Consider the following 23,385-nt stretch of genomic DNA (forward strand, 5'->3'; position numbering starts at 1 on the left):
TCCGCCGCGGCTCCGAAGCCTCCGCTCCTCGCCACGCACCCGACCACACTCCTGGAGAAGGACCACATGCCGTTGACGCCGACCGATGAGATCGTCCGCCGCGCCCGCGCGGCGGGCACCGGTGTGGGGGCTTTCAACGTCCTCCAGCTCGAACACGCCCAGGCCATCGCGGCCGGCGCCGAGAGCGCCGACCGCCCCGTCGTCCTGCAGATCAGCGAGAACACCGTCCGCTACCACGGCGCCCTGGAGCCGGTCGCCCTCGCGTCACTCGCCATCGCCCGCGCTGCCAAGACCCCCGTCGCCGTCCACCTCGACCATGCCGAGAACCCGGACCTCGTCCGCGAGGCCGTCGGACTCGGCCTCGGCTCGGTCATGTTCGACGCCTCGAAGCTCCCCTACGCCGAGAACGTGGCCTCGACCCGCGAGGTCGTGGAGTACTGCCACCAGCACGGAGTCTGGGTCGAGGCCGAACTCGGCGAGGTCGGCGGCAAGGGCGGTGCGCACACCCCGGGTGTACGGACCGACCCCGAAGAGGCCCGTGCCTTCGTCGCGGCCACCGGTGTCGACGCCCTCGCGGTCGCGGTCGGCAGCTCCCACCAGATGCTGACCCGGGACGCGGTCCTGGACTTCGCCCTCATCACGCGCCTGCGTACCGCCGTCGACACACCGCTCGTGCTGCACGGCTCCTCGGGCGTGTCGGACGCGGACCTCACCGCCGCCGTCGCGGCGGGCATGACCAAGGTGAACGTCTCCACCCATCTGAACAAGGCCTTCACCCGGGCCGTCCGCACCCATCTGACCGAGCACCCCACGGCCGTGGACCCCCGCCACTACCTGACCCCGGCGCGCGCGGCCGTGGCCGGGGAGGTCGCCCGCCTCCTGACCGTCCTCTCGCCCGCCTGACGGCGACGCCGGATGCCTCCTCGCGCCTGATCACCCTTCCTGCAGCGCCGCGAGGAGGCCGCGTACGGCCGGGAGGGACAGCGAGGACTTCCGTACCGCCGCGTGGATCGAACGGACCGGCTCCGGCCCGCGGACCCTGCGGACGACCACGTGGGGATGGCGGCTGCCCAGCCCCATCAGCGGGACCAGGCTGACGCCGAGACCGGCCGCGACGAAACCCTGCGCGGTGGCGTACTCCTCGCACTCCACCGCGATGTCCGGGGCGAACCCGGCCGCGGCACAGGCGTCGAGGACCGCGTCCAGACAGGGACCTGGCCGCTCGCTGCCCACCCAGGGTTCGCCGGCCAGCTCGGCCAGGTCGACGGCGGTACGGCGGTCGGCGAGCGGATGGCCCTTGGGCAGCACGGCGCGATAGGGGTCGTCGAGCAGATGGACCAGCCGGAGGCCGTCGCCGGCCGCGTCCGGGCCGCCGCCCCGGGGCCGTACGACGAGGGTGAGGTCCGCCTCCTCGTCGGGCGGCGCGCCGTCGGCGATCCGCAGATCGACGCGCACGCCCGGGTGTTCGGTACGGAAGCGGGCCAGGGCGGGGGCCACGAGCTCCGCTCCCGCGGTGGCGAAGTAGCGGACGGAGATCCGTCCGGTGCGCCCCGCCCGCAGATCGGCGAGAGCGGTCTCGGCCTCGGCGACCTGCCGGCCGATGACGGCGGCGTGCTCGGTGAGCAGCCGCCCGGCGGCGGTCGGGCGCACGCCCCGGCCGAACCGTTCGAGCAGGGCGATGCCCGCCTCCTTCTCCAGGACACCGATCTGCTGACTCACGGCTGACGGGGTGTAGCCGAGGTTCGCGGCGGCGGCCGTGACGGAGCCACTTGTGACGACGGCCCGGAGCACCTGCATGCGTCTCACATCCAGCATGTAGCACAGCTTAACGCTGGATGCATGATTCATCGCTTGTCCTGTCAGGTCATGCGCGGGACGGTGGGGACATGACATCGGCGATACGTATGGGCGTACTGGCCCTGCTCTGGGGCTCGGGCTTCCTCTGGATCAAGATCTCCCTCAACGAGGGCCTCACCCCGGGGTGGATCACCTTCGTCCGGTGCGTGCTCGGCGCGGCGGTGCTCCTCGCGCTCGCGCACGGTGCGGGGCAGCGGCTGCCACGGGACAGGGCCACCTGGGGCCGCCTCGTCGTCGCCGCCTTCTTCTGCAACGCGCTGCCGTTCCTGCTCTTCTCGGTCGGGGAGCAGACCGTGGACAGCGGAGTGGCGGGCGTGCTCAACGCCACGACCCCGCTCTGGTCCCTCCTCATCGGCCTGGCCCTCGGCACCGACGGCCCGTTGCGCGCCACCCGGCTGACCGGGCTCGCCCTCGGCTTCGCCGGAGTGCTGCTGATCTTCGCGCCCTGGAGCCACGGCTCCGGCCTGATGAGCTGGGGCGCCCTGGCTCTCCTCGGTGCCTCCGCGAGCTATGCCGTGGCCTTCGCCTACATGGCCCGTCGGCTCACCGGCCGCGGCACCGCGCCGCTGGCGCTGTCCGCCGCGCAGCTCCTCACCGCGACAGGTCTGAGCGCGCCCGCGCTCGCGGCCGGCGGAACGGCGACGGTGACCTGGGCGGGCGTCCTGGCGGTTGTGGTCCTCGGTGTCCTCGCCACCGGTCTCACCTTCCACCTGAACTACCGGATGATCGCGGAGGAGGGCCCGACAGCCGCCGCCACGGTCGGCTACCTGCTCCCGGTGGTGTCCGTGACCCTGGGCGCGCTGATCCTCGACGAACCGCTGACGGTACGCGTGGTGGCGGGGATGGCGGTCGTCCTGGTGGGGGTGGGGCTGACGAGGTCACGGACGCGCGGGACACGTGTCGAGCCCGGGGCGACGGACCCGGAGGGTGCGGCCCCGGCGTCGGTCGTGCCCCGGGCGGTCGCGCCTCCCACCCGGAGCGCCTCTTCGAGGGGCTAACCGACCCGCTCGACCACGAAGACGGGAATCTCCCGCTCGGCCTTGAGCTGGTAGTCGGCGTAGTCGGGGAACGCCGCGACCGCCCGCTCCCACCAGGCGGCGCGCTCCTCGCCGGTGACCAGACGAGCCTCCATGTCCCACGCCTGGGTGCCGTCGCGCACCTCGACGAGGGGCGTGGCGACGAGATTGTGGTACCAGACGGGGTGCTTGACGGCGCCGCCGTTCGACGCGACGAGCGCGTACGCACCCTCGTGCTCGACCCGCATGAGCGGGGTCTTGCGCAGCTTGCCGGTCTTCACGCCGCGGTTCGTGATCAGGACGACGGGCATGCCCCGCATGGTGGTGCCCTTGGTACCGCCGGACGACTCGTACAACTCGACCTGATCGCGCACCCACGTCGACGGGCTGGGCTCGTATTCACCTTCGAGTGGCATGGGCATCCCTTTCATCGATCCACGGCAACGTCGCCCGCCCGTCCCGGCCCTGTCGGTGCCGACTCCTAGGCTGGCTCCCGACGTGAAGGACAGGCGCGACACAGGGGAGAGCACACGGCATGCGGGAATTGTTCCTGGCGGGGCAGCGAGCGTACATCCGATGGATCGATCTGCCGGGCACGGGGGGCGGGCCCGTGCGCGTGTTCGTCCACGGCCTCGGGTGCACCTCGGCCTCGGACTTCGCCCACATCGCGGCCCACCCCGCGCTCGGCGGCCGCCGGGCGCTGCTCGTGGACCTGCTCGGGTACGGGCTGAGCGACCGGCCGGCGGACTTCGACTACCGCATGGAGTCCCAGGCGGTGGCGGTCGCCGCGGTCCTCGACCACCTCGGGCTCACGGGCGTGGACCTCGTCGGGCACTCCATGGGCGGTGCGGTGACGATCCACCTGGCGGCGGCGCGCCCGGAGCTCGTGGGGAGACTCGTGGTGGCCGAGCCGAACCTCTACGGGGGCGGGGGAGCGTTCAGCTCTCCCGTGGCCGCCCAGGACGAGGACGCGTTCGTGGCGGAGGGGTTCGCCCGGATGGTGGCGGGCGCCGACCGCGCCGACTACGCGGCCCGGCTGCGCCTCGCCGACCCGCGGGCCGTGCACCGCAGCGCGGTCGCGCTGGTCGAGGGGAGCACGCCCGCTCCCGGCGACCTCCTCGCCGGGCTCGGGATTCCCCGGACCTATCTGGTGGGGGAGTCGAGCCTGCCGGACCCCGACGCGAAGAAGGCCGCCGGGCTCGGGGTCCCGGTGATCGAGATCCCCGGCGCGGGGCACAACCTGATGCTGGACAACCCGGACGGCTTCGCCACGGCCCTCGGTCGCGCCTTGGCGGATACCCCGACCTCGCGTCCCGGCTACGAGAGAACCTGATCAGGCCTGAAGAGCGTCCCGCGGCTCGGGACAGGGCACCGCTCCTGAGGCAGCCGGCGCCTCCGGGGCGGTGCCGTGCCCCGGCCCCGGCGCGGGGGGCCGCGCTCCTGAGAGGATCGACAGAGGACCGACGACTAGACGGTTAGACAGCCCCTCGGTACTCCCACCCGCACCAGGAGCCCCCGTGCACACCGCACTCACGTACGCCGACATCAAGACCGCCGCCGACCGGATCGCCGGACAGGTCCGCCCCGTCACGGTGGCCGAGGCCGAGGCCGAGCCCGGCACCGAGCCGTACAGGCTCCACTTCGCCCTGGAACACATGCAGCACACCGGCTCCTTCAAGGCACGCGGAGCGCGGAACTTCCTGCTCGCCCACCAGGAGGACGGCACCCTTCCCGACGCCGGAGTCACGATCGCCTCCGGTGGCAACGCCGGGCTCGCCTGCGCCTGGGCAGCGCTGCGGCAGGGCGTCCGGGCCACCGTCTTCCTGCCGACCACCGCACCGAAGGTGAAGGCCGACAAGCTCGTCGGCTACGGCGCCGAGGTCCGGCTCGTCGGCACGGAGTACGCCGAAGCGCTCGCGGCCTGCGAGTCGTTCGCGGCCGAGACCGGGGCGCTCGCCTCCCACGCCTACGACCATCCGCTGATCGCCGCCGGGGCCGGCACCCTGCTCGACGAGATCCACGACCGGCTCCCGGACCTCGACACGGTCGTCGTCGCGGTCGGCGGGGGCGGCCTCTTCTCCGGCGTCGCCACCGCGGCACGGCACCACGGCATCCGTACCGTCGCCGTCGAACCCGAGAACTGCCGCGCCCTCGACGCCGCGCTCCGGGCCGGGAACCCCGTCGACGTGACCGTCGACTCCGTCGCCGCCGACTCGCTCGGCGCCCGCAGAGCCTCCGCCACCGCCCTGGCGGCCGCTCAGGACGACGGAGTCCGTACCGTCCTCGTCCCGGACACCGAGATCATCCGCGCCCGTCGGGCCCTGTGGGACGACCGCCGCCTCGCCGTCGAGCACGCCGCCGCCACCGCCCTCGCCGCCCTCACGGCACCGGAGCACGAGGGCACGACCGGCCACGGCTACCGCCCCGCCCCGGGCGAGAAGGTCTGTGTCGTCCTCTGCGGGGCCAACACGGACCCCGCCGACCTCGCGCACAGCGCGGAGACCGCGTAGCACGGCAGATGGGCCACTCCCGCCTCGAAGCATCCCTCACCCACCCCGACGACCCGGCGTTCCGGGCCTGGCTCCAGGCGCTCTCCCACGCTCTCGGCCGCGACTTCGAGGACGACCTCGGCTCGCCGGGCGGACGCGCGTTCCTCCGGAGGACCTTCACCGACAACGGCGCCGTCCCCGCGCCCTCCTTCGCGCCCCTCGTGGACGAACACCGGCGGGTCCACGCCGAGCGTGCCGTGACCTGGCTGCTCGCCCGGGCGCGCAGGGACACGGGCCGGACCTTCGACGTACCGGTCCGCCACGAGTGGTCCGACGACCGGGACGGGATCGGCCGGGTCTCCGTCGGCCACGAGCCCGTCGAGGGCCTCGACCCGGTCGACATCGCCGTGTCGGCGGCCGAGGGCGTCCAGTGCCACCTGGCCGACCGCGAACTGCTGGTCTGGCCGCTCTGCCCCGACCACGGCACCGGCCCCCATGCCACCCGTACCCCCGGCGGAGCGGCCTGGGTCTGCTCGGTCACCGGCCACGTGGTGGCACCCCTCCCGGGCTGAGCGACAGGGAGGGCCGGTGGCGAGGAGTGCTCGTTCCGTGCGTCAGGATGGGGGCATGACCGAAATTCGTACCCCCCGTCTCATCCTCCGGCGCTGGAGCGACGACGACCTTGTCCCGCTGGCCGAGATCAACGCCGATCCCGAAGTGATGCGCTGGATCGGGGACGGCTCGGTCCGGGACCTGGAGCGGACCGCCGAGGACATCGAGCGGTACGAGGAGGAGTGGGACGAGGAGGGCTTCGGGATCTTCGCCGTCGAACTCATCGCCTCGGGCGAGCTGATCGGCTTCGCCGGTCTGTCCCTGCCGGAGTTCCTCCCGGAGGTGATGCCGGACGTGGAGATCGGCTGGCGTCTGGGCAGGCAGTTCTGGGGCCAGGGATACGCCTCCGAGGCCGCCCACGCGGTCCTGGAGTTCGCCCTCCAGGACCGCGGGCTCGACCGGGTCGTCGCCATCACCCACATCAGCAACCAGGCCTCCGAGAACGTCATCGGCAAGCTCGGCATGACCGAGGAGCGCGAGACGACCCACCCGGACTTCGACGTTCCCCTGCGGGTCTACTCGATCGACCTCACCGAGTACGAGGCCTGACGACCCCGGTCGCGGTCGCCTCAGTGACGCTCGGGCAGGTCTCGCTCCGCCGGCAGTGACGTGAGGTCGCGGGCCGTGGGCGAGGCGGCGGCGCGCGAGGACGCGGCGGGCGCCGGCTTCTTGCCGCAGAACGCCGCCTCCAGCGTCCCGCCGAGCGCCGTGTTGGCGGCACCGTGGTTCGAGGTGTTCGCCATCGCCGAGACGCTGCGGCGGCCGTCGCGGGTCGAGAAGGTGTACGTGTAGAAGCCCTGCACCGTGCCCGTGTGCCCGTACACCTGCGTACCGCACGACAGGTTGTAGCGGCGCAGACCGAGCCCGTAGAACCGGGTGTTGGTGGCGTCGGTCGGCGTGACCGTCGTCATGGCCTCCATCATCGCCGGGGACAGCAGCCGGCCGCGCATGAGGGCGCTGGTGAAGGTGTTCAGGTCGGCGGGGCTGGAGATCACGGCACCGGCGGACTGCGCCCAGGAGACCGTCTGCTCGGTGGAGTCCACCAGCGCGCCGCCCTCCTCGTCCGGGTGCAGGTAGCCGCGCACGTGGGCGCCCTTGATCCGGGTCTCGGGGTGCACGTACGAGGTCCTGCCGAGCTTCAGCGGCTTGAAGATGCGGCGCTCGTACGCGTCGGCCACGGGCCGGCCCGTGAGCTTCTCGATCAGCATGCCGACGACCACGAAGTTGGCGTTCGAGTACTGGTAGGAGACGCCGGGCTGCGTGGTCCGCGGCTCGCTCAGCGAGAGGTCGACGAGCTCCTGGTAGCTGAACACCCGGTTCCGCACGGCCTCGAAGCCCGGCACGGTGTGCTCGAACATCGCGTTCGTGTAGTCGGCGAGACCGCTGCGGTGGCTCAGCAGATGACGGACCGTGATGCGGTCGTCGGGCAGCAGACCGGGCAGGTAGGTGTTGACCGATGTGTCCAGCTGGAGCTTGCCCTCCTCCACCAGCTGGAGCAGCACGACGGTGGAGAACGTCTTGCTGACGCTGCCGATCCGGAAACGTGAGTGGATGTCCATCGGAGCGCCCGAGACGCGGTCCTGGACGCCGACGGTCCGGCTGCGGACCCCGTCGGGGCCGACGAACCGGGCCATCGCGCCCGGAGCTCCGTTGGCCATGGCCGAGTTCAGCGCGGCGACCACGCCGTCCATGTCGGGCGCGGGGACCGCGGGAGTCTCGGCGGCGGTGGGCGTGACGGGCGCGCCGGGAGCGGCGAACGCGCTGGTGGCGGGGACAACGCCCGCGGCGAGCGCGGCGATCAGGGTGGCACTCACGGCCAGGCGTCGGTGCGACGACAGGGGCACGGTGATTCCTCGACTTCTTCCGAATCGTTCGGTACGGCACACGGCGGACGTGCGCCGCAGGGCACGGCAACACCCGACCGCGAGGCCTGGCCCGGTACCCATGGATCATGAGTGCCAACGCCCGAGAACGGTTCCTGGCACGGGGCACGGGTTGTGGAACCCGTGAGTCCGCGCCTCGCCCCGGCGGACCGGCACGGTAGTGTCCCGGCCGTTGCCGCGATCTTCGAGGGGGAGAACATGAAGCGTGCCGTCGTCCTGGGAGGAAGCTTCGCCGGGCTGCTGGCGGCCCGGGTCCTGAGCGACTTCGCCGAACAGGTCCTGATCGTCGAACCCGACCTGCTCGACGCGGACGGAACGGGCCCCGGCGCCCCGCACCGGCGGCAGCTCCACGCCCTGCTCGCCATGGGCCACACCCAGATCGAGCGCCTCTTCCCCGGCATCACCCGGGAGATGCTGCGCGGCGGCGCCCGCCTCGGCGAGGGCGACGCCGTCCGGTTCTACGTCGACGGAGCGAAGAAGGCGTCCGTCGCCGACTCCCGGATGCTCGGCGCGACACGACCCTTCGTCGAGGCACACGTACGGCGCCGCGTCACGGCCCTCCCCGAGGTCGCATGGGAGCACGCCACCGCGAAGGGGCTGCTCCTCAGGGGAGACCGCGTCGTCGGCGTACGCCTGGAGACGGCCCGGACCGCCACCGGCGGCCCGGACTCCGTGTACGAGCTCTCGGCCGACCTCGTCGTGGACGCCATGGGACGCTCCAGCCGACTCGGCGGCTGGCTCACCGAACTGGGCTGGGACGCCCCACCGGTGGACCGGATGCGGGTCGACCTCGGCTACGCCACGGCGCGCTTCGCCCGCGGGAGCGAACTCCCGGACACGGTGATCGCCCACGCCACACCGGGCCCCGCCAGCGCCTACCTGCCCACCCTCTGCGAACCCGGCGCCCTGGCCGCCGTCGAGGGCGACGCCTGGTCCGTGGTCCTCGCGGGATACGCCGAGCACCGTCCCGGACGCGACCGGGCGCAGTTTCTCGCCCGGATGAAGAGGTGCGTCGCTCCGGTGCGCGAGGTGGCCGAGCGGTGCGAGATGCTCGGGGACGTCGAGTCCTTCCACTTCCGGGAGAGCAGGCGGCACCGCTTCACCGACCTCACCCGCTTCCCCGGCGGCCTCGTCGCCATCGGCGACGCCATGGCGACAGTGAACCCCGTCTACGGCCAAGGACTCACCCTCGCGGCCCTGCAGGCCTCGTCCCTCGCCGTGCACCTGCGGTCCGGTGCCTCACCGCACGCACCCGCCCGGGGCTACTTCCGCCGTGCCGGCGTGGTCGTCGACGCCGCCTGGCAGCTGTCGACGACCGCCGACCTGGCCCAGCCGCACGTCACCGGCCCGTACCCCCGTGGTTACCGCTTCCTGCGCTGGGCCGGCGACCGGATCACGACCGCGTCCGTCAGGGACGCCGAGGTGAACCAGGCGTACATGGACGTCGTCCACATGCGCCGCCACCCGAAGGCGCTCACCGCACCCCGTGTGCTCGCCCGTACGGCGCGCGTCCTCTGGAGGGGATGACGCGGGGACGCGCAGGGGCCCGGCCGGTCGACGGAGCCGACCGGCCGGGCCCTGGGGATCACACGGGGTTCAGCCGTTCACAGCCGTTCCCGGCCGGCGATCAGGCGATGTCGAACCGGTCCAGGTTCATGACCTTGGTCCACGCGGAGACGAAGTCGGTCACGAACTTCTCCTTCGCGTCGTCGCTCGCGTAGACCTCGGCCAGCGCGCGCAGTTCGGAGTTCGAGCCGAAGACCAGGTCGGCGCGGGTGCCCGTCCACTTGACCTCGCCGGTGGCGGAGTCGCGGCCCTCGTACGTGGTCGCGTCCTCGGACGTCGCCGTCCACGTCGTCCCCATGTCGAGCAGGTTGACGAAGAAGTCGTTGGTCAGGGAGCCCGGGGTCGTGGTGAGGACACCGTGCGCGGACTGCTGGTGGTTCGCGCCCAGGACGCGGAGGCCGCCGACGAGGACCGTCAGCTCCGGCGCGCTCAGGGTCAGCAGGTTCGCGCGGTCGACCAGCAGGTACTCGGCCGGGAGGCGGTTGCCCTTGCCGAGGTAGTTGCGGAAGCCGTCGGCCTGCGGCTCGAGCGCGGCGAAGGACTCCACGTCCGTCTGGTCCTGCGCGGCGTCCACGCGGCCCGGGGTGAACGGCACCTCGACGTCGAGGCCGCCGTCCTTGGCCGCCTTCTCGACGGCCGCGGAACCCGCGAGCACGACCAGGTCGGCGATCGAGACCTTCTTGGTGCCCGCTGCGTCGAAGGAGGCCTTGACGCCCTCGAGCGTGCGCAGCACCTGCGCGAGCTCGTCCGGGTTGTTGACCTCCCAGTTGCGCTGCGGCTCCAGGCGGATGCGGCCGCCGTTGGCGCCGCCCCGCTTGTCGCTGCCACGGAAGGAGGAGGCCGAGGCCCAGGCGGCGGAGACCAGCTGCGCGACCGTGAGGCCGGAACCGAGGATCTGCTCCTTGAGGGAGGCGATGTCCGCGGCGTCGAGCGTCTCGCCCTCGTGCGCCGGCAGCGGGTCCTGCCACAGGAGGACCTCGGAGGGGACCTCCGGGCCGAGGTAGCGGACGGCCGGACCCATGTCACGGTGCGTCAGCTTGTACCAGGCGCGGGCGAAGGCGTCCGCGAACTGCTCCGGGTTCTCGTAGAAGCGCCGCGAGATCTGCTCGTAGGCCGGGTCGAAGCGCAGCGAGAGGTCGGTGGTGAGCATCGTCGGGAGGTGCTTCTTCGACGCGTCGTGGGCGTCGGGGATGATCGCCTCGGCGTTCTTCGCCACCCACTGGTTCGCACCGGCCGGGCTCTGGGTGAGCTCGTACTCGTACTCGAAGAGGTGCTTGAAGAAGTCGTTGCTCCACTGCGCGGGCGTGGTGGTCCAGGTGACCTCGAGACCGCTGGTGATCGCGTCGGCGCCCTTGCCGGTGCCGTACGAGTTCGCCCAGCCGAAGCCCTGCGCCTCCAGGGGCGCGGCCTCGGGGTCGTCGCCGACGTTGTCCGCGGGGCCGGCGCCGTGGGTCTTGCCGAAGGTGTGGCCACCGGCGATGAGGGCGACGGTCTCCTCGTCGTTCATCGCCATGCGGCGGAACGTCTCACGGATGTCGCGGGCCGCGGCGACCGGGTCCGGGTTGCCGTTGGGGCCCTCGGGGTTGACGTAGATGAGGCCCATCTGGACGGCGCCGAGCGGGTTCTCCAGCTCGCGGTCACCGGTGTAGCGCTCGTCGCCGAGCCAGGTGGTCTCGGGGCCCCAGTAGACGTCCTCGTCGGCCTCCCAGACGTCGGCGCGGCCACCGGCGAAGCCGAAGGTCTTGAAGCCCATCGTCTCGAGGGCGACGTTGCCCGTGAGGATCATGAGGTCGGCCCAGGAGATGTTCTGGCCGTACTTCTTCTTCACCGGCCACAGCAGACGGCGGGCCTTGTCCAGGTTGCCGTTGTCCGGCCAGCTGTTCAGCGGCGCGAAGCGCTGCTGACCGGCGCCGGCGCCACCGCGGCCGTCGCTGATGCGGTACGTGCCCGCGCTGTGCCAGGCCATGCGGACCATGAGCGGGCCGTAGTTGCCGAAGTCGGCCGGCCACCAGTCCTGCGAGGTGGTGAGCACCTCGGCGATGTCCCGCTTGACGGCCGCGAGGTCGAGGGCGTTGAAGGCCTCGGCGTAGTCGAACTCCGCACCGAGCGGGTTCCCCACGACGGGGTTCGTGGCGAGGATCTTCAGGTTGAGCCGCTCCGGCCACCACTGGCGGTTGCCGCCGCCCTGGGTCGGGTGCGCGGCACGGCCATGCGCGACCGGGCAGCCGCCCGAGCCCTCGGGGGCGGGGTCGGTGACGATTGCGTCGTGGTTCTCGGACATGCAAATCCTTCCGGACGGGGCGGATCGTGGTGCTCAGCCGGGGCGGGCACCAGTGGGGTGTCTTGTGCCCGACCGGAGCCGTGGTGTGCCTTGGCTATTGCCGGAACCGATCCTACGATGGACAGAGTCCAAGTCAAGAACCACGCCAATCATCCGAAGGGGTGAGCCGAAATGAGTGACCTGCTGGAGCGCCTGCGTGCGCGTGGCTGGCGCATGACATCCCAGCGGCGCGTCGTCGCGGAGGTCCTCGCCGGCGAGCACGTCCACCTCACGGCCGACGAGGTGCACGCGCGCGCCGTGGCACGCCTTCCGGAGATCGCGCGGGCGACCGTCTACAACACCCTGGGTGAGCTGGTGGCGCTCGGCGAGGTCGTGGAGCTCTCCACGGACGGCCGGGCGAAGCGGTACGACCCGAACGCGCACCACGCGCACCAGCACCTGGTCTGCTCGAACTGCGGCATCATCCGCGACGTCCACCCGACGGGGGACCCGCTGACGGTCCTCCCGCCCGAGGAGCGGTTCGGCTTCACCGTCTCGAAGGCCGACGTGACGTACCGGGGGCTCTGCCCGGCCTGCGCCTGAACCGGTCCGCCGAAACGGCGGAAGCCCCTCCATCGTGCCGGTGGAGGGGCTTCCGTGCGTCGCCCTGAGGCGGCGGCGTTCCTACTTGAGGGCGGCGAGGGCGTCCGCGTAGCTGGGCTCCTCGGCGATCTCGCCGACGAGCTGCGCGTGCAGCACGGTGTCGTTCTCGTCGAGGACGACGACCGCGCGGGCGGTCAGGCCGGCCAGCGGGCCGTCCGCGATCTCCACGCCGTAGTTGGTGTGGAACTCACGGCCGCGGAGCGTCGAGAGGTTCTTGACGTTCTCGAGACCCTCGGCACCGCAGAAGCGGGCCTGCGCGAAGGGGAGGTCGGCGGAGATGCAGAGCACCACCGTGTTCTCCAGCGCGACGACCTTCTCGTTGAACGCGCGGACCGAGGACGCGCAGGTCGGGGTGTCGACGCTCGGGAAGATGTTGAGGACCTTGCGCTGACCGGCGTAGTCCTTCAGCGACTTGTCCGCCAGGCCCTCGGCGACGAGCGTGAAGTCAGGAGCCTGGCTTCCCGGGGTCGGCAGGGTGCCGTTGACCTGTACAGGGCTGCCCTTCAGCGTGACCTGGGCCATGGGAGATCTCCTTCGGACGATGTAAGTGACAACGAGGGGAATCGTACGGCGTGGTGGCGCGCCCACCGGACACGGCCATCAGGACGGGCTCGGTGTGACCGATCACCGGTGGTTCAGATATGTGAACTCTGATAAAGGGGTCGCGAGCCACTCTCTCGGTCGCCCGAACCGGTGAAAACGTGCACCGGGCAACCACTCCGCAACCTTGACGCCTTTGGTTCAGACCTTTAGGTTCCACCCTCGATGGTCACCGCTGGTTCACATACATGAAGAAGGAGCAACCCCATGGTCACACGGCGTGATGCTTCCCATGCGAAGCGGAAGGGAAGGAAGGCGCTGCTCGCCGTCCCCCTGCTGGCCGCCGCTCTCCTCGGCGCATTCGTCACGGTCCCCGGGGGAGGCCGCGCGGAAGCGGCCCCCGCGACGTTCGTGCACCCCGGCGTCCTGGTGTCCCGCGGCCAACTCGACTTCACCCGCGAGCGGGTCAACGCCGGCGCGCAGCCGTGGAAGGGCGCCTACGACCAGATGAGGGCGAGCAAGTACGCCTCGCTGTCCCGGGTCCCGAAGCCCCGCTCCGTAGTCGAGTGCGGCTCCTACTCCAATCCGAACAACGGCTGCACCGACGAGCGCGAGGACGCCATCGCCGCGTACACGCTCTCCCTCGCCTGGTACGTCACGCGGGACAGCCGGTACGCCCAGAAGGCCATCGAGATCATGGACGCCTGGTCCGGGGTGATCACCGACCACACCAACTCGAACGCGCCGCTGCAGACGGGCTGGGCCGGATCCTCCTGGCCGCGTGCCGCCGAGATCATCCGGTACACCTACACCGGCTGGCCCCAGCCCCGCGTCGACCGGTTCAAGACCATGCTCCGCAACGTCTACCTCCCCGAGGTCGCCAACGGGTCCCACTCCAACGGCAACTGGGAGCTCAGCATGACCGAGGCGGCCATCGGCATCGCCGTCTTCCTGGAGGACCGCGCCGCGTACGACAAGGCCGTGGCGAAGTTCCGCGGCCGCGTCCCCGCCTACATCTACCTGGCCGGCGACGGTGCCCTGCCGAAGGCGGCGCCGGGCAGCGGCCTCGACACGCGCGACGAGATCGTCCGGTACTGGCAGGGCCAGACGACCTTCGTCGACGGCCTCACCCAGGAGACCTGTCGCGACCTCACCCACACGGGCTACGGTCTGTCCGCCATCTCGCACATCGCCGAGACGAGCCGTATCCAGGGCCAGGACCTCTATCCCGAGGTCGCCGACCGGCTGCGGCACGCGCTCGGCCTGCAGGCCAAGTACGAGCTCGGCGCGGCGGTCCCGAGCTGGCTCTGCGGCGGCACGCTCAAGGACCACCTCGGGCCGGTCACCGAGGTGGGCTTCAACGCGCTCCACCACCGCATGGGATACGGGATGACGAACACGCAGAGCCTCACCGAGTCCCGGCGCCCGGCCGGCACCGACAACCTCTTTGTCGCCTGGGAGACCCTCACCCACGCCGCCAACCCCAACTGACCCGCGCGCGCGGGGGAGTCCACACCTCTTGACGCCCCCTTACTTCACTTCTTAAATCATGGAGGCGCCTAAGACTCTCGTCATGTCATGGGCATGCCGAGAGTCTGCCTTTCCCCCACACCCGACGGAAATGAGAGTCATGCCCTCCGCCCGCTCAGCACGGCGGCCGCTGTTCACCGCCGTGACAGCACTCGCCCTGGCCCTGGCCACCGCGGCGCTCGCCCCCACCGGCCTCACCCAGCCCACCGGCCCCGCCGCATCGACCGCCTTCCGGACCGCCGCCCTCCAGCCCGCGGCGGAGGCGGCCGCCGTCACCTTCTCCGACACCTTCGACGGCGCCGCGGGGCTCCCCGTGGACGGCTCGCGGTGGCAGATCGAGACCGGTGACAACGTCAGCAACCACGAGCGGCAGTACTACACGGCCGGCAACCGCAACGCCGCCCTCGACGGCCAGGGCCACCTCGTGATCACCGCCCGCAAGGAGAACCCCGGCAACTACCAGTGCTGGTACGGCCGGTGCGAGTACACCTCGGCACGGCTCAACACCGCCGGGAAGTTCACCGCGCAGTACGGCCACGTCGAGGCCCGGATGAAGGTGCCGCGCGGCCAGGGCATGTGGCCCGCGTTCTGGATGCTCGGCAACGACCTCGGCCAGGTCGGCTGGCCCGCTTCCGGCGAGATCGACATCATGGAGAACGTCGGTTTCGAGCCCTCCACCGTGCACGGCACCCTGCACGGCCCCGGCTACTCCGGCGCCGGCGGCATCGGCGCCGGCTACACCCTGCCCGGTGGCCAGGCCTTCGCCGACGCCTTCCACACCTTCGCCGTCGACTGGTCGCCCGGGAAGATCACCTGGTCCGTGGACGGAACGGTCTACCAGACTCGTACGCCCGCCGACCTCGGCGGCCGCGCCTGGGTCTTCGACAAACCGTTCTTCCTGATCCTCAACCTCGCGGTCGGTGGCTACTGGCCCGGCGACCCGGACGGCTCGACCGCGTTCCCGCAGCAGCTCGTCGTCGACCACGTCCGCGTCACCACCGCCGACAGCCCGACGACCGGCGGACCGATCACCGGCATCGGCGGCAAGTGCGTCGACGTGGCCGCGGCGAACAGCGCCAACGGCACCCCCGTGCAGCTCTACGACTGCAACGGCACCGCCGCCCAGCACTGGACGGTGGGGGCCGACGGCACGATCCGGGCGCTGGGCAAGTGCCTCGACGTCACCTCCGCCGGTACGGCCGACGGCACCCCCGTCCAGCTGTGGGACTGCAACGGCACCGGCGCCCAGCAGTGGACCGCCAACGCCGCCAGGGACATCGTCAACCTCGGATCGGGCAAGTGCCTGGACGCCACCGGCAACAGCTCCGCCAACGGCACCAGGCTGCAGATCTGGTCGTGCGGCGGCGGCGCGAACCAGAAGTGGACGGTGACACGCTGACCTCGCCGGTCGGTGATGTGCGGCCCGATCGACCTCGCCGGTCGGTGACGTGCGGCCCGATCGACCTCGCCGGTCGGTGACGTGCGGCCCGATCGACCTCGCCGGTCCGTGAAGCGCCGGCCCGCTGACCCCGCCCGGACGGTGACGCGCTGACCTGCGGAGCCGTCGGCGGGCGACGCGGGCCGCCCGCCTAGTCTGGTACCCGTGCCGCCCACTCCCCGCCTCCATCGCGTCGCCGTCCTCGTACTCGAAGGGGCGAAGCCGCTCGACGTCGGCATCCCCGCGCAGGTCTTCACGACCCGCGCGAGCATGCCGTACGAGGTGAGGGTGTGCGGCGCGGAACCCGGTCTTGTCGCCGGGGGCGACGGCCTCTCGTACGCCGTCGCCCACGGCCTCGACGCGCTCGCCTGGGCCGACATCGTCTTCGTCCCCGGCTACCGCTTCCCCGACCGAGAGGACCCGCCGCGCGGTGTGGTCGACGCGCTGATCGCGGCCCACGACCGGGGTGCCCGCCTCGCCGCCATCTCCACCGGCGCCTTCGCGCTCGCGGCGACCGGCCTCCTCGACGGCAAGCGGGCCACCACCCACTGGCACTACACCCAGGCCCTCGCGGCGAAACGCCCGCTCGTCCACGTCGACGAGAACGTCCTCTTCGTCGACGAGGGCAGTGTGCTCACCTCTGCCGGCGCCGCCTCCGGCATCGACCTGTGCCTGCACATCCTGCGCGGCGACCTCGGCGTGGCCGCCGCCAACCACGCAGCCCGACGCCTGGTCGCCGCCCCCTACCGCAGCGGCGGTCAGGCGCAGTACGTGCCGCGCAGCCTGCCCGAGCCGCTCGGCGAACGGTTCGCCGCCACCCGCGAATGGGCCCTGCACCGGCTCGGCGAGCCGCTCACCCTGGACGTCCTCGCCCACCATGCGGCGGTCTCGGCGCGCACCTTCTCCCGGCGCTTCGTCGAGGACACCGGGTACACGCCCATGCAGTGGGTGATGCGCGCCCGCGTCGACCTCGCGCGGGAACTCCTGGAACGCTCGGAGCGGAGCGTCGAGCAGATCGCCGCCGACGTCGGCCTCGGCACCGGAGCGAATCTGCGCCTGCACTTCCAGCGCATCCTCGGCACCACGCCGAGCGAGTACCGGCGCACCTTCACCAAGGGCGAGTAGACCCCTCGCCGGGTCTTGGCGCGATCCTTGCGGACCGTGGCGATCACGCCTCTGTCAGGACCGTTCCCGCCGAGCGAACCTGGTGGCGACGCAGAAGTTGAAGGGACACCATTCATGACTCGCATCGCCATCAACGGATTCGGCCGCATCGGACGCAACGTGCTCCGCGCACTGCTCGAGCGCGACACCGACCTCGAGGTCGTGGCCGTCAACGACCTGACGGAGCCGAAGGCCCTCGCGCGACTGCTCGCCTTCGACTCGACCTCGGGCCGCCTCGGCCGTCCCGTGAGCGTCGACGGCGACACCCTCGTCGTCGACGGCCGCCGCATCAAGGTCCTCGCCGAGCGCGAGCCGGCGCAGCTTCCCTGGGCCGAGCTCGGCGTCGAGATCGTCCTCGAGGCGACCGGCCGGTTCACCAACGCCAAGGCCGCCCGCGCCCACATCGACGCCGGTGCCAAGCGCGTCCTCGTCAGCGCCCCCGCCGACGGTGCCGACGTCACCCTCGCGTACGGCGTCAACACCGACGCGTACGACGCGGAGCTGCACACGATCGTCTCGAACGCCTCGTGCACCACGAACGCGCTCGCGCCGCTCGCCAAGGTCCTCGACGACCTGGCCGGCATCGAGCACGGCTTCATGACGACGGTCCACGCCTACACGCAGGAGCAGAACCTGCAGGACGGCCCGCACCGCGACCCGCGGCGTGCCCGTGCCGCCGGCGTGAACATCGTTCCGACCTCGACGGGTGCCGCCAAGGCGATCGGCCACGTGCTGCCGAACCTGGACGGCAAGCTGTCGGGCGACTCGATCCGCGTTCCGGTCCCGGTCGGCTCGATCGTCGAGCTCAACACGACCGTCGCCCGCGACGTGACCCGTGAGGACGTCCTGGAGGCGTACCGCACCGCCGCGGCCGGTCCGCTCGCCGGTGTCCTGGAGTACTCGGAGGACGCGCTGGTCTCCTCCGACATCACGGGCAACCCGGCCTCGTCGATCTTCGACTCGGAGCTCACCCGCGTCGAGGGCCGGCACATCAAGGTCGTCGCCTGGTACGACAACGAGTGGGGCTTCTCGAACCGCGTGATCGACACGCTCCAGCTGCTGGCCCGCTGACCCCGGACGCCACCACCGAGCACCGCCACCGCACGTCGCCCTCGCCGAACCACGGATTCGGCGGGGGCGGCGTGCGTTCTGGGCAGATGCACAGACGGGTGGCGCGAGGTCTGGGCTCCTGCGGACAGACACCCGCCCCGGTGAGCTCGATCATGGCCTGGTCACGCTTGCGAGGACGCGCAACGTGCCGGATCCGTAAAGGAGTTCGTATGCCAGGGAGAACGAGTCGCGTGTTCGGCGGTCTTCTGCTCGCCGCCGTGATGGCCGTGTGCACCGCGCCGGGCACGGCCGGCGCGGCCGCCGACGCGGGGACCGCGGGGACCATTCCGTCCGTCGGCACCGACTGGGGCCGGACGGGGCCGTACGAGGTGGCCGTCGACATCGAGGCCGTGCACACCTTCTACTACCCGCGGAACATGGGGCAGTCGGGCGAGCGCCACCCGGTCGTCCTCTGGGGCAACGGTACGGGCGCCGTGCCCGGCGTCTACAGCTCGCTGCTGCGGCACTGGGCGAGCCAGGGCTTCATCGTCGCCGCCGCCAACACCCCCACGTCGAACTTCGCGATCAGCATGCGTGCGGGGATCGACGTCCTGGAGCACCGGAACGCCGACAGCTCCAGCCCGTTCCACGGCAAGGTGGACCTCGACCACATCGCCTCCGCGGGCCATTCGCAGGGCGGGGCCGCCGCCGTCAACGCGGCCGTCGACCCCCGGGTCGACACCGCCGTCCCGATCCAGCCGGGTCCGCTGACCGACCCGGACCTCATGGACGAGCCCGTCTTCTATCTGGCAGGCCAGCGCGACCTGACGGTGTGGCCGGCCCTGGTCAAGGCGCTGTACCGGGACACGGACCACGCCCCCGCCGTGTACGGCGAGGTCCGGGGCGCCGGCCACCTCAGCTCCATCGGTGACGGCGGGGACTTCCGTGCCCCCACCACCGCCTGGCTGCGCTACTGGCTGCTCGGGGACGAGAACGCGCGCGGGATGTTCTTCGGCCCCGGATGCGGCTACTGCGTCGACAGCGGCCTGTGGTCCGGCTGGGACCGCAACGCCGGGGCGCTGCGGATCCCCGGGCCCGCCGCCTGACGCCGGTTCCGTACGGACGAGCGGCTCCGGGACGGCCCCTGGGCGGGGGCCCGTCCCGGAGCCGTGTCGTTCCGCGGTCTCAGCGGCGTGCGGCCCGCAGCAGCATGACGGCGCCGAGGAGCGGGACGACCAGCGAGAACACGAGCATCAGCAGGAGCTCCACGATCCCGATCCGGGACGCGTCCGCGAGCAGTACCCCCAGGAGTACGGCGACCGGCACCGCCACGCCCGCGGCGGTTCCCAGGGCCTTCTGCCGGCCGGTCCACCGCGGCGCGCCCCAGAGCAGCACCAGGGCGGCGATCAGAACGACGGCCCCCACCCACGGGTTGAGCAGCAGGAGCACTCCCGAGGCTCCGAGCAGGACCGCGGTCAGCCTGCCCCGGACGGGTCCGGACACGGGCGCCCGTCCGGTCGGCGCCTCCTCGGCGAGCGCGGAGGCGGCCACGGTACGGGGCTCGCCGAGACCGGCCAGGGCGGCGCGGATCTGGTCGTCGCCCTCCGCGCCGCTGACCTCGATGTGCTCGCGGAGGTCCGCGAGGAGCTCGGCGCGGCGCTCGGCGGGCAGCTCGGCCGTCTCGCGTGCGACGGCGTCGAGGTAGGCGGCGACGAGCGGGTGCCGGTCGGTGGTGTTCATGCGGAGTCCCCCTGTGGGTCGGTGAGGAAGTGGTCGACGGCGTCCCTGAACAGCGGCCACGCCTGGGCGAACTCGGCGAGGGAGGCCCGGCCGACGCCCGTGAGTGTGTAGTAGCGGCGCGGCGGTCCGCTGGGGGAGTCGCGAAGCTCGGTGGCTACGAGCCCTTCGCGGCGAAGGCGCGACAGCAGGGGATAGATCGTGCCCTGGCTGGTGGTCATGACGCTGACCGCGGAGAGCTCGGCGACGAGTTCGACGCCGTACTTCGGCTCGTCCCTGAGCAGCGCGAGGACGCAGTACTCCAGCACTCCCTTGCGGAGTTGGCTGGGGACCCTGTCGCCCGCCTCGTTCATTGCGTTACCAGGAACCATGCAATGCAAGATAGCTCGGGAAGGTGATCACGACAAGCCCGGCCCCCGGGGAGGCGTCCCCCCGGGGGCCGGGCCCTGCGTCCGCGTCCTCCGTCAGCCCGCGGCCCGGTACGACTCCGTCAGCTTGCCGACCGCGCCCGCGAGATCACCCGTGAGCAACAGATGGTCCGCGTCGGCGAACGGCTTGGCCGCGGCCTCGGTGATGTGCTGACCGATCCTCTTCTGGACGATCTGCCGCGCCACCGCGACGAGCTTCCGCCCCTCGGCCGAGTCGCCCCGGCCGACCGCCTGGAGCGCCTTGGCGGCGATCCCCAGCGCGCGCAGCGCGGGCTCCCCACCGGACGGTGCCGGGGTGAGGGTGGTCAGCCCCCAGCCGTACGGGTATTGAGGGTCGTAGCTGCTGTCACCCACGTTGAGGGGCAGCTGGGACTCCGACTTCGGCCACGTCACCGGAAGCTGCCCGGTGAACGGCCGCTTGCCGTAGAGGACGTCGGCGACGCCGTCGCCCTCCGTGCCCGGCAGCCAGGACGCGACCAGGGCGTCGACGGCAGGCAGCCGGTCGCCGATGAGCTGCGGACGCCCCGACACGACCAGGACCGCGCACGGCATCGCCGCGCAGACCGTGTCGACCGCGGCCTTGTCTGCGGCCGTCAGTTCGAGGTCGTTGCCGTTGCCCACGTCACCGAATCCCTCCGCGTACGGGGTCTCGCCGACCACCACCACACCGACGTCGTAGCCCTCGGTCGGCGCCGAGGCGTCCTTCGACCAGCCGATCCCGGCGTCCGGTGCGGCCTTCCGCATCCCTTCGAGGATCGTCGTGCCGGTCGTGGTGCGGCCGGAGGACCCCTGCCAGCTGATGGTCCAGCCACCGGCCTGGTTGCCGAGGTCGTCGGCGTTCGACCCGGCCACGTACACCTTCTGGCCGGGCTTCAGCGGCAGGACGGAGCCCTCGTTCTTCAGGAGCACCTGCGACTTCGCCACGGCCTCCCGCGCCACCGCGCGGTGCTCGGCCGAGCCGATGGACGGCAGGTTCGTGGTGTCCGCGTACGGCTTCTCGAAGAGACCGAGGCGGAACTTCTGGGTCAGGATGCGGGCCACCGCGTCGTCGATCCGTGCGGTGGCGATCCGGCCGGACTCGACCTCGGAGGTGAGGGTCCGGGTGAACTCCTGGTAGTTCGTCGGGACCATGATCATGTCGAGACCGGCGTTGACCGAGGTGCGGACATCGCTGGGGTAGTCGCCGGGGATCTGGTCGATGGCCTGCCAGTCGCTGATGACGAAGCCCTCGAAGCCCATGCGGTCCTTGAGGACGCCGTTGATCATCTCGGCGTTGGCGTGCATCTTCACCGGACCCTGCTCGTCCCCGAGGATGTCGAGCGAGGAGTACGAGGGCATGACCGTGCCCGTACCGCGCTTCACCGCCTCCGCGAAGGGGGCCAGGTGGACGGCCTCCAGCTCCGCGCGGCTGACCTTGGTGACGCCCTGGTCGATCGTGTACGAGCCGGTGGTCGAGGATCCGAAGGCGGTGCCGCCGTCGCCGACGAAGTGCTTGGCGCTGGTGAGGACCTTGTCGTTGCGGTCGAGGTCCTTGCCGTTCCGCGCGCCCTGCATGCCGTTGATGACGGTCTCCATCGCGGTGACCAGCGCGGGGTCCTCGCCGAAGGCCTCGTAGGAACGGCCCCAGCGCTCGTCGCGGGTCACACAGAGGCACGGGGCGAAGTCCCAGGGCACGCCGGTCGCCCGCACCTCCTTCGCCGTGACGGCGCCGGTGCGCGCGGCGAGCTCCGGGTCACGGCCGGCGCCGATGCCGATGTTGTGCGGCATGATCGTCGCGCCGATGACGTTGTTGTGCCCGTGCACCGCGTCCACGCCGTAGATCAGCGGGATCTGGTAGCGGGTCGCCTGCGCGCGCAGCTGGTACGCGTCGACCATCGCCGCCCAGGCCGCGGGCGTGTTCGGCGTGGGGACCGAGCCGCCGCCGGAGAGCAGGGACCCGAGAGCGTATCCGGCGATGTCACCCTGGGACCGCAGCGCGTTGCGCTCGGCCTGCGTCATCTGTCCGGCCTTCTCCGCCAGGGACATCCGGGAGAGCAGATCGGCGACCCGCTTCCGTACCGGCAACCTGGCGTCGAGGTACGGCAGGCCGTGCGCGTTCACCACGACCAGCGGGGTCTCGGCGGGCGCCTTGGCGCCGTCCACCGTGAGCCGCAGCGGGATCGTCTCGGCGGACTCGGCCGAACCGTCCTTCAGGGTCTGCACGGTGATCGAGCGGGTCGTACCGGAGGGCGTCCCCGCGGGGAACACGACGCTGCCCGTGACCGGCCGGTAGTCCTTCCCCGGCTCGGCCCTTCCCGGCTCGGTGCCGCCGCTCTCCGTCTCGTACGTCACGGTGACGGGCTCTCCGGTCGGCCCGGAGCCGGTGGTGGCCACCGAGACGTCGACCCGGGCGCTGCCGCCCTCGTCGACGGGGTGCACGACCGACTTCGTGACCACCTTGGTGTTCAGGGCGGGCTCCGCCGTGCCGTACAGCTCGACGCCGTCCAGGGCGAACGACCCCGGCCCGCCGGTCGGGAGCGTGACCGCGTATCCCCACATCCGGTCGAGGCCGAGGACCTGGTCGATGCCGCCGACGGGCTGGTAGTCGGTCCGGTACTGGAACTCCGAGAACGGGACCTCGACGAGGTGCCAGCCCTCCCAGTCGTCGGTGAAGGAGGTCGTCCACAGCTCGGACGCCTCGCCGTTCGCACCGCCGTCCTTGATCTCCAGGGCGATCCGCTTGCCCGAGCCGGGCGGCAGCGGCGCCGTGTTCTGGCCGTACCACCAGAACCGGATGCCCTTGTACGCCGTCCAGTCGTGCGCCGGCTGGTCGAAGGCGAAGTCGTGGGTGAAGCCGCCCCAGCCGCTGATGTCGTAGCGGCCTTCGAGGACCTTGCCGCCCTCGGGAGCGTCGGCGCGCTCCCTCAGTTCGAGCTTCGGGTGCGACTCGGTGGCGTCTCCCCAGGTGAACAGGCCCTCGGCGGGCGGTGACGCGAAGGGGACCTCACCCTCGAACCGGTCGACGGCTCGGGGTGCGGGTTCCTGGGCGGCGGCGCTCGGCAGGCCGCCGGTGAGCAGACCGGTGAGGACGGCCGTCGTGGCGACGACGGCCGCGCTCACCGTTCTGCGGGGACGTGCGGGTGGCATTCGGGCTCCTTGGAGGACCTTGTGTC

At 71.8% G+C, this 23,385-nt stretch carries 21 protein-coding genes; 13 read left to right on the forward strand and 8 right to left on the reverse strand.

Translation table 11 applies throughout. The features are described 5' to 3' along the window. Window positions 1-66: 66 nt before the first annotated feature. Entirely contained in the window at window positions 67-903 is an 837-nt protein-coding gene (locus IF00_RS0111410) for a class II fructose-bisphosphate aldolase (protein WP_030317032.1), read from the forward strand. Window positions 904-933: 30 nt separating this feature from the next. Here the strand turns inward: IF00_RS0111410 and IF00_RS0111415 are convergent, their stop codons facing one another. Next, window positions 934-1,815, reverse strand: a complete 882-nt coding sequence (locus IF00_RS0111415) for a LysR family transcriptional regulator (RefSeq protein WP_030317033.1) — start codon at window positions 1,813-1,815, stop codon at window positions 934-936. A gap of 71 nt (window positions 1,816-1,886) precedes the next feature. On the opposite strand from IF00_RS0111415, the gene IF00_RS0111420 reads away from it, so the two are divergent. Then, window positions 1,887-2,855: a DMT family transporter gene (locus tag IF00_RS0111420; protein ID WP_245234486.1), complete on the forward strand. Its 969-nt coding sequence runs from the start codon at window positions 1,887-1,889 to the stop codon at window positions 2,853-2,855. Here the strand turns inward: IF00_RS0111420 and IF00_RS0111425 are convergent. Beyond that, window positions 2,852-3,289, reverse strand: coding sequence for a nitroreductase family deazaflavin-dependent oxidoreductase (locus IF00_RS0111425; protein WP_030317035.1), 438 nt, complete (start codon window positions 3,287-3,289; stop codon window positions 2,852-2,854). The two genes, IF00_RS0111420 and IF00_RS0111425, sit on opposite strands and share 4 nt — an antisense overlap. Before the next feature lie 194 nt (window positions 3,290-3,483). On the opposite strand from IF00_RS0111425, the gene IF00_RS0111430 reads away from it, so the two are divergent. The 4 genes from IF00_RS0111430 (at window position 3,484) to IF00_RS0111445 (ending at window position 6,523) form a co-directional block, all read left to right on the forward strand. After that, window positions 3,484-4,206 carry an alpha/beta fold hydrolase gene (locus IF00_RS0111430; RefSeq protein ID WP_342451036.1) on the forward strand — a complete coding sequence of 241 codons (723 nt, stop codon included), beginning with the start codon at window positions 3,484-3,486 and terminating at the stop codon, window positions 4,204-4,206. 184 nt (window positions 4,207-4,390) lie between these two features. After that, complete coding sequence (locus tag IF00_RS0111435; protein WP_030317037.1) at window positions 4,391-5,383, forward strand: threonine/serine dehydratase; 993 nt, start codon at window positions 4,391-4,393, stop codon at window positions 5,381-5,383. A gap of 8 nt (window positions 5,384-5,391) precedes the next feature. Then, window positions 5,392-5,934: a hypothetical protein gene (locus IF00_RS0111440; RefSeq protein WP_030317039.1), complete on the forward strand. Its 543-nt coding sequence runs from the start codon at window positions 5,392-5,394 to the stop codon at window positions 5,932-5,934. A gap of 55 nt (window positions 5,935-5,989) precedes the next feature. After that, the gene (locus IF00_RS0111445; protein WP_030317042.1) at window positions 5,990-6,523 is read left to right on the forward strand and encodes a GNAT family N-acetyltransferase; all 534 of its coding nucleotides are present in this window, start codon (window positions 5,990-5,992) and stop codon (window positions 6,521-6,523) included. Between the two features lie 20 nt (window positions 6,524-6,543). Here the strand turns inward: IF00_RS0111445 and IF00_RS0111450 are convergent, their stop codons facing one another. After that, window positions 6,544-7,818, reverse strand: coding sequence for a serine hydrolase domain-containing protein (locus IF00_RS0111450; RefSeq protein ID WP_030317044.1), 1,275 nt, complete (start codon window positions 7,816-7,818; stop codon window positions 6,544-6,546). A gap of 237 nt (window positions 7,819-8,055) precedes the next feature. On the opposite strand from IF00_RS0111450, the gene IF00_RS0111455 reads away from it, so the two are divergent. Further along, window positions 8,056-9,384, forward strand: coding sequence for an FAD-dependent oxidoreductase (locus IF00_RS0111455; RefSeq protein WP_030317045.1), 1,329 nt, complete (start codon window positions 8,056-8,058; stop codon window positions 9,382-9,384). Between the two features lie 100 nt (window positions 9,385-9,484). On the opposite strand, the gene katG is transcribed toward IF00_RS0111455, so the two are convergent. Next, entirely contained in the window at window positions 9,485-11,704 is a 2,220-nt protein-coding gene (katG, locus tag IF00_RS0111460; RefSeq protein WP_030317046.1) for a catalase/peroxidase HPI, read from the reverse strand. Window positions 11,705-11,875: 171 nt separating this feature from the next. Here katG and IF00_RS0111465 point away from each other — a divergent pair, with 171 nt between their 5' ends. Beyond that, complete coding sequence (locus tag IF00_RS0111465; protein WP_030317047.1) at window positions 11,876-12,286, forward strand: Fur family transcriptional regulator; 411 nt, start codon at window positions 11,876-11,878, stop codon at window positions 12,284-12,286. Between the two features lie 81 nt (window positions 12,287-12,367). On the opposite strand, the gene tpx is transcribed toward IF00_RS0111465, so the two are convergent. Continuing rightward, window positions 12,368-12,868 carry a thiol peroxidase gene (tpx, locus tag IF00_RS0111470; protein ID WP_030317048.1) on the reverse strand — a complete coding sequence of 167 codons (501 nt, stop codon included), beginning with the start codon at window positions 12,866-12,868 and terminating at the stop codon, window positions 12,368-12,370. Window positions 12,869-13,153: 285 nt separating this feature from the next. On the opposite strand from tpx, the gene IF00_RS0111475 reads away from it, so the two are divergent. From IF00_RS0111475 to IF00_RS0111495, 5 genes are all read left to right on the forward strand, one after another. Beyond that, window positions 13,154-14,377, forward strand: a complete 1,224-nt coding sequence (locus IF00_RS0111475) for an alginate lyase family protein (protein ID WP_030317049.1) — start codon at window positions 13,154-13,156, stop codon at window positions 14,375-14,377. A gap of 139 nt (window positions 14,378-14,516) precedes the next feature. After that, window positions 14,517-15,815 carry a glycoside hydrolase family 16 protein gene (locus tag IF00_RS0111480; protein WP_030317051.1) on the forward strand — a complete coding sequence of 433 codons (1,299 nt, stop codon included), beginning with the start codon at window positions 14,517-14,519 and terminating at the stop codon, window positions 15,813-15,815. A gap of 204 nt (window positions 15,816-16,019) precedes the next feature. Next, window positions 16,020-16,979 carry a GlxA family transcriptional regulator gene (locus IF00_RS0111485; RefSeq protein WP_245234487.1) on the forward strand — a complete coding sequence of 320 codons (960 nt, stop codon included), beginning with the start codon at window positions 16,020-16,022 and terminating at the stop codon, window positions 16,977-16,979. 114 nt (window positions 16,980-17,093) lie between these two features. Continuing rightward, the gene (gap, locus tag IF00_RS0111490) at window positions 17,094-18,089 is read left to right on the forward strand and encodes a type I glyceraldehyde-3-phosphate dehydrogenase (protein WP_030317054.1); all 996 of its coding nucleotides are present in this window, start codon (window positions 17,094-17,096) and stop codon (window positions 18,087-18,089) included. Window positions 18,090-18,298: 209 nt separating this feature from the next. Beyond that, complete coding sequence (locus tag IF00_RS0111495) at window positions 18,299-19,174, forward strand: poly(ethylene terephthalate) hydrolase family protein (protein WP_030317055.1); 876 nt, start codon at window positions 18,299-18,301, stop codon at window positions 19,172-19,174. 79 nt (window positions 19,175-19,253) lie between these two features. Here the strand turns inward: IF00_RS0111495 and IF00_RS0111500 are convergent, their stop codons facing one another. From IF00_RS0111500 to IF00_RS0111510, 3 genes are all read right to left on the reverse strand, one after another. Beyond that, window positions 19,254-19,808, reverse strand: coding sequence for an HAAS signaling domain-containing protein (locus IF00_RS0111500; protein ID WP_051820082.1), 555 nt, complete (start codon window positions 19,806-19,808; stop codon window positions 19,254-19,256). Further along, window positions 19,805-20,176, reverse strand: a complete 372-nt coding sequence (locus IF00_RS0111505; RefSeq protein ID WP_030317059.1) for a PadR family transcriptional regulator — start codon at window positions 20,174-20,176, stop codon at window positions 19,805-19,807. The genes IF00_RS0111500 and IF00_RS0111505 overlap by 4 nt, the downstream gene beginning before the upstream one ends. Before the next feature lie 93 nt (window positions 20,177-20,269). Further along, window positions 20,270-23,359 (reverse strand): glycoside hydrolase family 3 protein, encoded by a 3,090-nt coding sequence (locus tag IF00_RS0111510; RefSeq protein ID WP_030317060.1) that lies wholly within the window; start codon window positions 23,357-23,359, stop codon window positions 20,270-20,272. Window positions 23,360-23,385: the final 26 nt, after the last annotated feature.

It is taken from the genome of Streptomyces flavochromogenes (genome assembly GCF_000717595.1).
Classification (GTDB): domain Bacteria; phylum Actinomycetota; class Actinomycetes; order Streptomycetales; family Streptomycetaceae; genus Streptomyces; species Streptomyces flavochromogenes.